The following is a 12,735-nucleotide window of genomic DNA, read 5'->3' as shown; positions in this document are numbered from 1 at the left end:
TGTATTTATAGCTTAGTTTTACATTAAATTTATAGTTATAAAGAAAATAAATACTAAAAAATAATTATTTTGTCATTCTATTCTCATATCATACAATTATAATCATGGGTTAAACTATTAAGGAGAGGAGATTGTATGCAAGGTTATGTATTTATTTTTGCAATATTGCTAGGAAGCGAATATCTTGTAGAACAAACAAATCTTAATATTCCAGGGTCAATTATTGGGCTATTAGTATTGTTTGTATATTTTAGTATAAAAGGAAAAATTTCTGATGAGATTGGGGAATCAGCAGGAACACTTCTAAAATACTTACCACTTATGTTAGTTCCTATTGGGGTAGGAATCAAAGAATTATTTGTGACATTTGATTCACAATTAATTGCAATGTTAGGAGCTTCATTTATTGCACTGTTACTTGCAGTATTTATTACAGTAGCTACTATTTGGATTATCAAATATTTATTAGATAAGTTCTCAAAGAAAAAATTAGTATCAAATGAAAATAGTATAGAGGAGGAATCATAATGTTTGAACATCCATTATTTATGATTTTTCTAACATTATCAGTTTTTATAATCAGTGAGAAGATTTTCGTACATTTTAATAAAAACTCTTTATTAAACCCTGTACTTATTACTATTATTCTGATCATTGCTATTATGAGTATATTTGATATTTCTTATGAGCAGTACAAAGACGGAACACAAATATTCAATTATTTAATTGCTCCTGCTATTGTGGCTTTGGCAGTTCCTGTATATCAGAACCTAAAGAAAGTTAGGTCTTCTTTATCACTAGTATTAAGTGCGACTTTGATTTCTGGAATTGGGATATTTGTATCGGCACTATTTTTAGGAACACTATTTGGTCTTCCTGATGCAATGGTTGAGGCATTAAGCACAAAATCAATTACTCTACCCATTGCCTTAGAAATAGCTGCATTAACAGATGGGTCATTTCCATTAGTTGTTATTGGAGTATTTAGTACTGGATTACCGGGAGTTATTGTAGTTCCTATGTTATTAAAACTACTAAAAGTAAAAGATGAAGCCTTGCAAGGTTTGGTTTTAGGTATTACTGCCCATGCTTTTGGAATTGCTAGAGCTTTAGCTATTAGTCCTCTATCTGCTGCCTTTGCTAGTATAGGTATGGTTATTATGGGATGTTTTGCAGTAGTTGCAGTTCCAATTATTTTAAAACTTGGTGGCTTTTAGTCTTTATTAGAATCAATATTCTTCCCTAGAAATAGGGGAGAATAAATCTTGTATTTATATAACTATTTCGTGTTTTCTAAATACTCGTAAATCTTACTTTGAGTCTCTTTATATTTATCTAATTCTTTTTTTCCAATTAGTTTGGATAAGTCTTTTTCTACATTTGAAATATACTCATTTGCTTTGTTAATTAACTCTAAACCTTTAGGTGTTAACTCTATGCTTTTCTCTTTTTCATTGTGTGAAACTAAGATGATATATTCAAAATCAACAAGTTTTTTTATATTTTTGTGCATAGCTTGTCGTGAATAACCAACTTTTTTTGCTAATTTTGCAGAAGTAATAATCTGCTCTTCATAAATATATGGAAAAAGAACTATAAGTGCTTCACTTAGGCCTTCAAAACCTGATTCTTCTAAACTTTCTAAGATTCGTTTATTGAAAACTTTACTAGTTTCCATAGATAAAAAACATAAAGACATTGTAAACCTAGTTGACATTAATTTAAATTTCATATATAATTTCTTATACAAAATCAATAGGAGTATAACATGAAATACCTTTTACAAGTAGATTTTCCATATCAAGGGCCATTTAAAGAAAAATTCACAGAAACTATGACAGACCTAGCCCATGATATAGCAAATGAAGAGGGTTTAATATGGAAAATTTGGACAGAAAATGAAGAGACTAAAGAGGGTGGAGGAGTATATGTGTTTGATAATATAAATGATGCAAATAGATATGCTACTAAACATACAAAAAGATTAGAAGCTTTTGGATTTAGTGATATAAGAACTAAGATATTTGAAATCAATGAAGCACTAAGTGCAATAAATAAAATTACTTTTTAAGTGTGGATTGAAAAGTTTCGGGGATATATAAAATATTTTTTAATTAAGTAAACTGTCCCCGAAATTTTAGATTTTAGATTATTTCTCAGGTTCATTAAGTTTTCTAAGTACATAGGTAATTCTAAAATGAAAAACCATATAAATAAAAACTAATCCATAATTAAAGTATGGAGGTAATGCCTCTCCCGTACTTTTTTCAATTTCTCCAAACATATAAAGTACTAGAAAATAAGTACTGATCATTATGACAATAATCCTAAAAATACTTTTTTTGCAAAACATTATAAATCTATATGCTAAATAATCTACAAATTTATACATTATTTTTCTCCTGTATTATTTAATATTTTAGATGATTATATCAGACTGATATATATTAATAACTTTGTTTATGAAGTTGAAAAGAACACTTTATAGTTTAGTACTTTTGATCACATAGACTATTAAACTACATTTTAGTTTTTTAAGATTTAAAGCTTAAATTACCGTTAGTATACCTTCGTTCACTTCAAAGATTTGTTATGCTTTTTATTAGCAAGGTAATTCCCTAAACTAAATATAGTAATAAATACAAAAAATGAGAATACTATTTTTAGTGGTATTATATTCTTTTTAAATTGAAGCCACTGTACATTTTTTTGATATTCCATATCTTGTTTAGTTGGTTTAAATTTTTGAATTGTATTATTATAATCATAATAGTCAATTAAAATATTATTCTTAGCATATATCTCCATTGCATCTGAAATTGTTAATTTACCTTTTAAATATGAATTTGATGAATATTTCATTTCTTTCAATGTTTCTTCTGATGAAACTATTGAATAATAAGTTTGTAATAAATTTAAAACAATAATTATTCCAAAAAATGTACCCATATAAAACATTACATTTTTTTTAATACTATTCCCATATACTTTCCTAGAATAATGGATATATGATATAACAAAAGTTGTTAAAAATAAAAAAGTAAAGAATTGTATATTTTGTAATACTATAAAAATAGGAAAATTATTTTCACTTCCAAAGTTTAATAAATTATCAGAAAACCAAGGTGTATCAATTAGTATGGAACTACTTAAAAATAATACTAGTAAAAATGTGATTATAAAAGATAACAGATATTTCAATTCTTTCCTTATATCATAACTATTTATTAAAGGAACACTATATCCAATTAATATATAAATTTATTATAAAAAGAGATTAATCACAAATCTCTTTTTCTTTGACTATCTCCCTTGCAAAAACTTCTTCATTCTTAACTACCACATGCTCCAACTCCCCAGCTATTTCTTCTTCCACAAACTTTATACCATTTGGTACTTTTATACTATGTAGTTGAACTGCACACTGTTTATAGTTTGGTTCAAAAGACTTAGGGTCGAACTCTGCTTTTGTAATAGTGTTTATTAACTGTTCGTTATAGTGGAAAGGTACGAATATATTTCCTACTCTTACGTTTTGTGATTCTCGCACAATAATATCTTTGATTCTTCCTCTAATTGAGCTGATATCAAGTCTATCACCACTTTTAACTTCTAGTTTTTTTGCATCTTCTGGATTAATCTCAATCCATGCTTCTGGTGCTAAATCATTTAGTATTGAAATAGTTTTTGTTTTAGTTCTTGTATGCCATTGCTCTACTGTTCTACCTGTATTTAGAATAAGAGGGAAAGAGCTATTTTGAGGTTCACTCATAGGAAGCCAATCCAGAGCTAATAATTTTGCTTTTCCATCTTCTGTAGGACATGGCATATCTTCACTGTAAAGTCTTGGTGTTCCTTTTGGATTTGCCTTATTACATGGCCATTGAATACCTCCTAATTCTTCGATTAATTCATATGTCATTCCTGTATAATCACATAGTCTTCCATCACTTACTTTTTTCCACTCATTAAAAGCATCTATAGGTTTAGACCAGTTAGGATATAGCCTTTCATTTACACCTTCAAAGTACTTAGAAAACTCTAATACAATATCAAAGTCACTTTTTGTATCTCCTAGTGGCTCTACTGCTTTTCTAGCTCTATTACATCTTCGCTCAGAGTTTGTATATGTACCTTCTTTTTCACTCCAAGTAGCCGCACTAAAAACAACATCAGCTTTAAAAGCAGTTTCACTTTTAAAAGCATCTTGAACTACTAGAAGTTCTAGTTTATTTAGTGCTCGTCTTAGTTTCTTTTGATCAGGGAAAGATACTAATGGATTAGTAGCTACTAACCATAAGGCTTTTATTTCACCTCTCTCAATAGCATCAATAATCTGTGGATAAGAATACCCCCTAGCAGTTGGTACATCTTCTACGGGTACATTTACTATTGTTGCATACTCTTCTCTATTATATGAGCTTGCAAAGTTTCTATATCCCGGAATTGATGAAGTAAATCCAGTCTCTCTAGTCCCCATAGCATTACACTGTCCAGTAATAGAAAGAGCAGTTGCACCTTTTCTTCCTAGATTTCCAGTGATAAGTGCAAGATTACATATAGCACTTACTGTATCAGTTCCTAGCGAGCTTTGATTTACTCCCATAGTCCATGCGCTCATAGCTGCTGGTGATTTAGCATATACTCGTGCTAGTTCATATAGGTCTTTTACTTCAATACCTGTAGTATTTGCTACTTCTTGTGGAGTGTAGTTAGCCATGATATGTTTTCTAAACTCTTTGAAACCAGTAGTTCTATCAGATATAAACTTCTCATCTTCCCAACCTTGCTCTAAGATAATATAAGCAAGACCATTCATAAGTGCTAAATCACTTCTAGGCTTTATCGGTACAAACATATCTGCCATCTTAGCAGTCTTTGAAAATCTAGGGTCAATTACAATAATCTTAGGTTTCTTACCCGTAATCTTCTTATTTTTTGCAATATGTAGTTTCAAAATAGGGTGATTATCTGCAATATTCGCCCCTATTAACATAATAGTATCAGCATATGAAAAATCTTCATAACACCCAACTGGCCCATCTGAACCAAATGTTTGTTTATATCCCATAACAGCACTAGCCATACAAAGTGTTGTATTTCCATCATAGTTATTTGTTTTTAGACCTAGTTGTACAAACTTCCCAAGAGTATAAAACTCCTCACTTAAAAGCTGTCCCGTTGATACAACTGCTACTGCACCATTTCCATGTTTGGCTTGGATATCTTTGAATTTATCACTAGTAGTTTTAAATACCTCGTCCCAAGTGGATTCTACTAATTGACCTTTTTTTCTAATCATTGGTTTTGTATATCTATTTTCTGACTGTACCATTTCGTGCTCAGATAGACCCTTTGGACAAAGTGTTCCTTTGTTTACAGGATGTGCAGGGTCACCTTTAGTATATGTAGGCTTACCATCTTTTACACCTATGTATAAACCACAGCCAACTCCACAATATCCACAAGTAGATCTTACCCATGAAGTAGGAGCTTTTTCTTTTGCTACTTTTCCAAATACCTTATCATCTACTAGAGAGTACTTATCATTTTTGATATCTAAACCCAAAAAATCTTTTACATTGAAGTTTTTAATTTTGTTTAACATATTAGCCCCTTTGATTCCCAGCGAAGAAATTCCCAGCAAGTCCAAGAGCAACTGCTGTTTTATAAAATAAAAGTCTAGATACTACTTCACTTGAAAATGAAATAACAATACTTAAACCTAAAACCAAAATAGTACTTGAATAGTTTCCACTAGCTAGTAATAACATAGCAAGTAAGGGAAGAGATAATGCCCCAATAATCAGCGACCTTTCTCTATAGTCATTGTGTTTTAAGAAGTTGTTTTCATATAAAATTTTTGTTTTATTTAACTGGTAGAAGTTTTCATCTTTGTCTTCATCTAAACCTTTATAGAAACTCTTCTGTTTTGAAAATTCTTCATATTGAAAGTATCCAAGAAATAGTGCAAATGGCAATACTACACCTGCTGTTGTATACTCTTCCATTAGTGTTAAAATAAGAGTAATAAGTAATAAACCTATATATGAAACAAAGAAGAATATTTTACTTGTCTCTTTTTTATTCCATGATGGACGTGCTTTGATTCTATAAATCATAGATTGAGCATAAATACCATATATACCAGTTGCAAGAACACCAAGTTCTATTATAAATCTAAATGTTTGAGAAAAATCAAAAAAGAATATAGCAATTAGTAGTGTAAGACCACCTGCATAAACACCAAGTGCTAAAGCCTCTCTACTTAACCATGATGTTTTGATATTCTTCATTGCAGTATATGCAAGTCCCGGACGTCCTAGGTGTAGTGCTGATAAAGGCAATCCAATAGCAGCAGGAATAAATACAGCAATCATCATCCATATATTAGGCTGAGCAAGATTAAATCCAAGCAGATTAATAAACTCACCTAAAACAAGTGTAGCAAATCCACCTACAGATATTTGAGTTAAGATAGTCATAAATACTAATGGCCATTCAGAATGGTTTGGTTTGATTATATGATCATCAGCAGGAGTTACTTTTTGAGTATTTTCCTCAGGGTCAATTGTATATCTTGTTGTAGGTTTTGTAATTTCGATATTTGGTAGATGAGGTGCAACACCTTGCTTTGCCATGTCTTTTTCTACCCAATCTTTTACATTTACAATCTCTATTGCAATTGCTCCTGCTGGACAGGCTTGTACACATGCAGGAGTTTGACCAACTTCAAGTTTATCATGACACATATGACACTTAGTTACTATTCCTCTGTCTTCATTGAATACTGGAACCTCATAAGGACAGTTCCAAGTACAGTATTGACAGCCAATACATGTATCATCATCATGGAAAACAATTCCATTATCAAACTTGATATAAGATTCAGTTGGACAACCTTTTAGACACTCTGGGTCAACACAGTGATTACATGACATTGAATTAAAATGATTAGTTACTTTTGGGAAAATTCCACTTTGAAGCTCTCCTACTCTTCTCCATTTAATATCACTTGGATTATTATTTTGTTCATTACAAGCAACTTCACAACAGTGACAACCAACACAAGCAGTTGCATCAAAGTGAAATCTATATTGTTCTCCCTCTTTGGGTTTAGGAATATCAATACTATAATTTCCACATTGCATATTTGTATCTGCTTTGTGATTTATAAAGCTTTCTAATGGAGTAGTTTCGTTGGTGCTCATGATTAAAGTCCTATTCTACTTTGAATTTCTTCTATCTCTAAATTGGCTAAAACTCTTGTATCAAAACTCTCAAAAGTTTCATTTTCAAGTTTTGCACTTTTGTAAATACTTAATAATTCTTTTGTAACTTCTTGTGCTTTAGGAAGAGGAATAGCTTTTGTTAATTGTCTAGCTTCAAGTATTGAGTTTGCAGCTTTTCCACCAATGAAGATTTTTACTCCATAACAAGAGTTTCCTTCTTCATCTTTAGCCTTAGCTCCCTCAAATCCAATATCTGCAACACCGTGAATACCACATCCTTTTGGACAGGCTGACCAGTACATTCTTACTTTTCCATTCTCTATTGGAATATGTTTGTTTAAATACATAGCCATTTCTATAGCATCTGGTTTATTTGGAATTACTCCAAAAGAACACTCATTTGTACCTGCACAGGCAATTTGATTGTTAAAATAAATATTGTGGTAAGAATCATATTTAGTATATAAAGGTGAAGTTTTAATATCTTGAATATTTGAAGTATCTGTAATAATATAAAAACTCTGCTCGAAAGTAAGTCTAATAATTCCATCATAGTTTTGTGCTAATAATGCAGCTTCTTCCAAGTCTTTTCCACAAAAAATTCCAGATGGAATACCAAAGTGAATAGCACTTTTATTATTCTTTAGCTCAATAGTAGAAGTATCATCCAAAGTAAACTCTTCTTTTACTAATAATTCTCCTGCTTCATCTAAAGGAAGTTTTGAGAACTCAATAATTCCTTTTGCAAACTCTTCTAAACTTACAGCATCTAATAGGAAATTTAATCTATTTTTGTTTCTGTTATCTCTAAAACCATAAGATTTAAATAGTTTGATTACTGTTTCAAATACGTCTTTTACTTGATTTGGTTTAACAAAAAGATTTAAAGGTCTTGCTTGAACTCCAACTTTTCCACCTAGGTATAAGTTAAATCCATATTCACCATTTTTAGAAGCTAGGGCAAAAGCACAGTCATTTCCAAAGATGTTACATGTATTTACTGTATCTCCTAAAATAGCAGTATTGAATTTTCTAGGAAGTGTTCCTATCCAGTCTTCATTTTTCAAGAAGACATCTTGCATTTGTTCTAATAATGGCATCGTATCTATTGGAGAAGTTTTTGAATATCCATCAAGTGGTGAAGTTACAGCACCTCTGAAGTTATCCCCTGCACATTGGAAAGTAGTAATACCTACTGATTCTAATTCATTTAAAACTGTAGGAAGTTCACTAAATTTTAAATATCTAAATTCTAGTTGTCCTCTAGTTGTAATATCTATATAATCATTTCCGTATTTTTTAGCAGTTTGAGATAATTTTAAAGCTTGTTCAATTGAAAGCTGTCCACCTGGTATTCTAATTCTAATTACAAAAGAATCACTATTTCCTTTATCATAAATTCCAAAACATTTTAGGAAGTGTTTTGTATCACTTGCTGTGATATTTTCTTCATATGAACCTTTGCATAATTCTTCAAATTTTGCAAAAAATTCTAAGGGAATTTTTTCTTCTTTTATCTTCTCAATTTTATTGATTTTCTTATTTCTTAAGTTGTAGGCTTCTTCAAAAACTTTCATTATTTCTTACTCCAAATAGTATTTATACTTACTATTCTAATGTAAAATTTATGTAGATTTAAAGTTAAGGTATATAAAAAATAGACAATTGATAAGAAAAAGATTACATTAAATATAAAGTGAATATATTTAATGTAAAATTAAGTTTATGATTGATTTTTAAGTAATTCGATTTTTACAGCAGAGTGATTATAGTCAGGCTGAAAAGATTCTTTGTCTAATAAATCATTTGTAAGATAGTTAATTCCTCTATGACTAACTGGCAAGAAAATAGTATCAACTCTAATATTATCACTTACTAAAGCTTTAGATTCTATCTCTCCTCTAATAGAAGATATCTTGATTAAATCTCCATCTTTAATATTTAAATCTTTTGCATTTTTAGTATTAATCTCACAGAAGTTTAACTCTTTGAATTTAAGTAAAGTTCTAGGAAGATTTGTTTTTGTTCCTGTATGCCATTGATCTCTTGTTCTTCCTGTAAGTAATATAAATGGATATTTTAGATTAGCTTTTTCACTTAATAGTTTGTTTTGAACAAAGTGTAAATTAGCTTTTTTATTTGATGTGAAAAATTCTTTTTTTTCTCTGATTTCTTCACCCCAAATAAAAGGTTCTTCTTTTAGTTGTGAATAAGATGTATCATAGATATTTAGATGGGGATTTAGTTTTGTCATCTCTTGAAACTCTTTAAATATATCTTCACTTTTTTTATAATCAAACTCTTTTTCAAAACCTAACTCAAAAGCTATTAATTGGAATATTTCCCAATCAGCTTTACAATCTATTGATGTTCGAGTTAGTTTTTCTTGTTTTGTGATAGTTCTATCTAGATTTGTTTGAGTTCCTTCTTTTTCACCCCAAGGAGCAGCTGGAAGTTTTATATGTGCGAAGTTTGAAGTCTCAGAATTTTCATAGGCATTGATTTCAACTACTAAAGGTATTTTTTGTATTAGCTTTTCAACTTTATTTCTATTTGGTAGATGATAAACTGGGTCTGTATGACAAATGATTAAAACATCAAGATTGGCTTCTAACATTTGTGTTGCTGTTAGCCCTTCTTTTTTATCTATTTTATTTGTATTCCAAAACTTGGATACTTTTTTTATAGATTCTTTATCAAATCCTAAATGAACTGCAAGCATTGTTGATAATCCACCAACTTCTCTTCCACCCATTGCATTTGGTTGACCTGTTAGAGAAAATGGACCATTTCCAATTTTGAATATTTTTCCATTTAATAAGTGAGTGTTTATTAAAGCTAGGTTTTTATCTACCCCTTGAGAAGATTGATTTAATCCCATAGTCCAAGCAGTGATAATATTTTCACTGTTTTTATAAATATCCCAAAACTGCTCAAACTGTTCTTTTGAAAGACCAGTTCTTTTTAGCATTTTTGTTACTGGAATTCTTTTGAATTTATTTTTTAATAGTTCATAGTTATTCACATGATTTAAAACAAACTCTTCATCTACTAAACCTTCATCAATAATTCGTTTTGAGATAAGATTGAAAAAATCGATATCACTATTTGCTTTAATTGGCAAATACAAATCTGCTATTTTTGCAGTATCTGTAAATCTTGGGTCAATTACAATTATTTTTAGACCTTCTTTTTTAGCTTTTTTGATTCTATTGTGAAAAACTACATGAGCTTCAGCGGTATTAGCTCCCGTTAATATAAGTAAATCACTTTTGTGTATATCTTCCATTCTAACTGGAACATAATCAATCCCAAAAGCTTTTTTTTGAGCAACTACTGCACTTGACATACATGTTCTACTATTTGTATCTACATTATTAGTACCAATAAAACCTTTACCTAATTTATTAGCAATGTAATAATCTTCTGTTAGTAATTGTCCAGATAGGTAAAAACCGATTTTTTCTTTTGATGTTTCTTGGATTTTATTTGCAATTGTAGATATTGCATCTTCCCAAGATGTTACTTTGTATTCATCTTTTATTGAGTCTCTTTTATGAGGACGAAGAAGTCTTGTGGGAGTTTGGATACTTACAAGTTCAGAAATACCTTTTGAACAAAGTTTACCCTCATTTGTTGGATAAGTCACATCTCCAAGTAGTTTATTTTCTTCAAATTCTAAACCACATCCTACACCGCAATAACCACATACAGACTTAATCATTTTTTATAACCTCTAAATTAATAATTCATAATATTTATATGAAAGATTATACTATAAATTAATGTAAAGTTAAGAAATAGATGTATAAAAATTAACTACTTTTTTAAGATGAACGAATAAGTAAAATAAAGTTTAAAATCAATAAAAAATAGAAACCATATTTATAGAATTTTAAAGGGTCTCTTTCTAATAAAGGAGTGTTTTTATTAAAAAATGGTTCCACTTTATTTGGATTATCTAATTCAAATTTCATAAAAGAATAATTTGAATATCTAAGTTTTTCATCTGCGCAAGTTGAGCGTAAAATTATACTCTCTAACCAATCTGGAATATTACTATTATATTTTTGTGGTAGTTTGATATTTTTGAAACTTGGATTTTGAAAAGGTTCTATTTCCCCATAAGGAAATTTATTTGTCAATGATTCATATAAAGTAACTCCAATAGAATAAACTTCCGTTTTTTCATTTATAGAAGATTCTTGAAATCTCTCAGGGGCTAGATATGAGGCTGTTCCTGCTTTATTAATTATAGAGAAAACTTCTGTGATAGATCCAAAATCAATTACTTTAAATATATTTTTCCCATCACGTCTCATAACAATAATATTTTCAGGTTTGATATCTCCATGTACTAAGTTAAATTTTAATAAATACTGACTCATTGATAATAAAGTCTTAGCTAAAGTAATAGAATCTTCAATAGATAAAGTTCTTTTTTTCAAGTATTGTTTTAGAGTAATTCCTTCAAGTTTTTTCATAATATAATATCTTGCAGTTCTATTTTTTGGAACTACAGATTTTGGGAAAAATCCTGCTTTTAATCTTTTTGCATTCCATACTTCTTTTGTATATAAATCTAAAATATCTTCATTTTCTAGTGCTTCATAGGGTGCGAATTTTATTACATACTCTTTTGAGTTTTTTTCACAAACCCATGTTCTATCATTTTGTATTAAAGACAAAGTTAGTTTATACCCATCTATTTCATCACCTCTTTTTAGTTTCTCAGGGATTAATAGTTTTAGATCTTTCATTTTTTGTATTTCATCAGTTTGGTTAATCTCTAAAACAACAGCAGAGGTGTCATCAGGAAGATTGTCTTCTACTAGAGAACTAGCTTTTTTTACAATATGATAAGCTCCATTTTCTAGATTTCTACAAAGTGTATCTTCGCTCATAAGTGAATATAAACCATCACTACAAAGTAAAACTTTGTCATTTTTATGAATATTGTTTTCAAAGTAAAAAATCTCAACCTCATTATCAATTCCAATGGCATCTGTTAGAACATTATCCATTCCCTCTTCATTGTGGTCATGTGATAATTGAGTTAAGGAATTATCCCTAAAAAGATAGATTCTACTGTCTCCTACATTTGCACCATAAAGTCTATTTCCTTTGATAACTGCAACTGTTACAGTAGTTACAAGTTCGGGTCTTTCATAATCTTGAATTGATTGAGCATATAAAATTTGATTAATTGAGCTAATAAAAGTTTTGATAGCTTTTTCTATAGACCAAGTTTTTGGAATATTTTTGAAGTTTGTAATTATATGTTGAGTTACTTTTTTTGCAGCTAATGCACCTGCTTCAGCTGAACCTACACCATCACATAAAACGGCAATAGTTAGGTCATTAAATTGTTTTATTTCATAATAATCATCACCTATTAATTCTTGTCTTTTAGCTAGTGAAAATCCTGATGTACTTATATTATTTTTACTCAATTTAAAACCTTCATTTTATATTTAAATTAAAACTATTTAATCCAAGTTCT

Annotated in this window: 11 protein-coding genes; 3 read left to right on the top strand and 8 right to left on the bottom strand. The window is 29.6% G+C overall.

All coding sequences use genetic code 11. The annotated features are described in order from the left end of the window. Window positions 1-135 precede the first annotated feature (135 nt). Window positions 136-528, top strand: coding sequence for a CidA/LrgA family protein (locus tag ALEK_RS15860; protein WP_071628073.1), 393 nt, complete (start codon window positions 136-138; stop codon window positions 526-528). After that, window positions 528-1,217: an LrgB family protein gene (locus tag ALEK_RS15855; protein ID WP_071628072.1), complete on the top strand. Its 690-nt coding sequence runs from the start codon at window positions 528-530 to the stop codon at window positions 1,215-1,217. The genes ALEK_RS15860 and ALEK_RS15855 overlap by 1 nt, the downstream gene beginning before the upstream one ends. Window positions 1,218-1,279: 62 nt before the next feature. Here the strand turns inward: ALEK_RS15855 and ALEK_RS15850 are convergent, their stop codons facing one another. Beyond that, complete coding sequence (locus ALEK_RS15850; protein WP_164072460.1) at window positions 1,280-1,732, bottom strand: MarR family winged helix-turn-helix transcriptional regulator; 453 nt, start codon at window positions 1,730-1,732, stop codon at window positions 1,280-1,282. Window positions 1,733-1,768: 36 nt separating this feature from the next. Between ALEK_RS15850 and ALEK_RS15845 the strand changes: the two genes are divergently transcribed. Beyond that, on the top strand, window positions 1,769-2,071 hold the full coding sequence (locus ALEK_RS15845; protein WP_071628070.1) for a monooxygenase: 303 nt from the start codon (window positions 1,769-1,771) through the stop codon (window positions 2,069-2,071). A gap of 78 nt (window positions 2,072-2,149) precedes the next feature. Here the strand turns inward: ALEK_RS15845 and ALEK_RS17605 are convergent, their stop codons facing one another. From ALEK_RS17605 to ALEK_RS15815, 7 genes are all read right to left on the bottom strand, one after another. Continuing rightward, window positions 2,150-2,314, bottom strand: a complete 165-nt coding sequence (locus tag ALEK_RS17605; protein WP_164091461.1) for a hypothetical protein — start codon at window positions 2,312-2,314, stop codon at window positions 2,150-2,152. 260 nt (window positions 2,315-2,574) lie between these two features. Continuing rightward, the gene (locus ALEK_RS15840; RefSeq protein ID WP_071628068.1) at window positions 2,575-3,201 is read right to left on the bottom strand and encodes a hypothetical protein; all 627 of its coding nucleotides are present in this window, start codon (window positions 3,199-3,201) and stop codon (window positions 2,575-2,577) included. A gap of 76 nt (window positions 3,202-3,277) precedes the next feature. Beyond that, window positions 3,278-5,608 carry a molybdopterin oxidoreductase family protein gene (locus ALEK_RS15835; RefSeq protein WP_071628067.1) on the bottom strand — a complete coding sequence of 777 codons (2,331 nt, stop codon included), beginning with the start codon at window positions 5,606-5,608 and terminating at the stop codon, window positions 3,278-3,280. Between the two features lies 1 nt (window position 5,609). Beyond that, on the bottom strand, window positions 5,610-7,211 hold the full coding sequence (locus ALEK_RS15830; protein ID WP_071628066.1) for a DmsC/YnfH family molybdoenzyme membrane anchor subunit: 1,602 nt from the start codon (window positions 7,209-7,211) through the stop codon (window positions 5,610-5,612). 2 nt (window positions 7,212-7,213) lie between these two features. Beyond that, complete coding sequence (locus ALEK_RS15825) at window positions 7,214-8,809, bottom strand: hypothetical protein (protein WP_071628065.1); 1,596 nt, start codon at window positions 8,807-8,809, stop codon at window positions 7,214-7,216. A gap of 146 nt (window positions 8,810-8,955) precedes the next feature. After that, the gene (locus tag ALEK_RS15820; protein WP_071628064.1) at window positions 8,956-10,956 is read right to left on the bottom strand and encodes a molybdopterin oxidoreductase family protein; all 2,001 of its coding nucleotides are present in this window, start codon (window positions 10,954-10,956) and stop codon (window positions 8,956-8,958) included. Between the two features lie 103 nt (window positions 10,957-11,059). Beyond that, window positions 11,060-12,685, bottom strand: coding sequence for a protein kinase domain-containing protein (locus ALEK_RS15815; RefSeq protein ID WP_071628063.1), 1,626 nt, complete (start codon window positions 12,683-12,685; stop codon window positions 11,060-11,062). Between the last annotated feature and the right edge of the window lie 50 nt (window positions 12,686-12,735).

Origin of the sequence: Poseidonibacter lekithochrous (assembly GCF_013283835.1) — a bacterium.
GTDB classification, from domain to species: Bacteria; Campylobacterota; Campylobacteria; order Campylobacterales; family Arcobacteraceae; genus Poseidonibacter; species Poseidonibacter lekithochrous.
This window is presented reverse-complemented; position numbering and strand designations above follow the sequence as displayed.

Bases quoted from the DNA above. Each gene is read 5' to 3' on its own strand.
- ALEK_RS15860 (WP_071628073.1), top strand. From the start codon at position 136: ATGCAAGGTTATGTATTTATTTTTGCAATATTGCTAGGAAGCGAATAT.
- ALEK_RS15855 (WP_071628072.1), top strand. From the start codon at position 528: ATGTTTGAACATCCATTATTTATGATTTTTCTAACATTATCAGTTTTT.
- ALEK_RS15850 (WP_164072460.1), bottom strand. From the start codon at position 1,732: ATGAAATTTAAATTAATGTCAACTAGGTTTACAATGTCTTTATGTTTT.
- ALEK_RS15845 (WP_071628070.1), top strand. From the start codon at position 1,769: ATGAAATACCTTTTACAAGTAGATTTTCCATATCAAGGGCCATTTAAA.
- ALEK_RS17605 (WP_164091461.1), bottom strand. From the start codon at position 2,314: ATGATCAGTACTTATTTTCTAGTACTTTATATGTTTGGAGAAATTGAA.
- ALEK_RS15835 (WP_071628067.1), bottom strand. From the start codon at position 5,608: ATGTTAAACAAAATTAAAAACTTCAATGTAAAAGATTTTTTGGGTTTA.
- ALEK_RS15830 (WP_071628066.1), bottom strand. From the start codon at position 7,211: ATGAGCACCAACGAAACTACTCCATTAGAAAGCTTTATAAATCACAAA.
- ALEK_RS15825 (WP_071628065.1), bottom strand. From the start codon at position 8,809: ATGAAAGTTTTTGAAGAAGCCTACAACTTAAGAAATAAGAAAATCAAT.
- ALEK_RS15820 (WP_071628064.1), bottom strand. From the start codon at position 10,956: ATGATTAAGTCTGTATGTGGTTATTGCGGTGTAGGATGTGGTTTAGAA.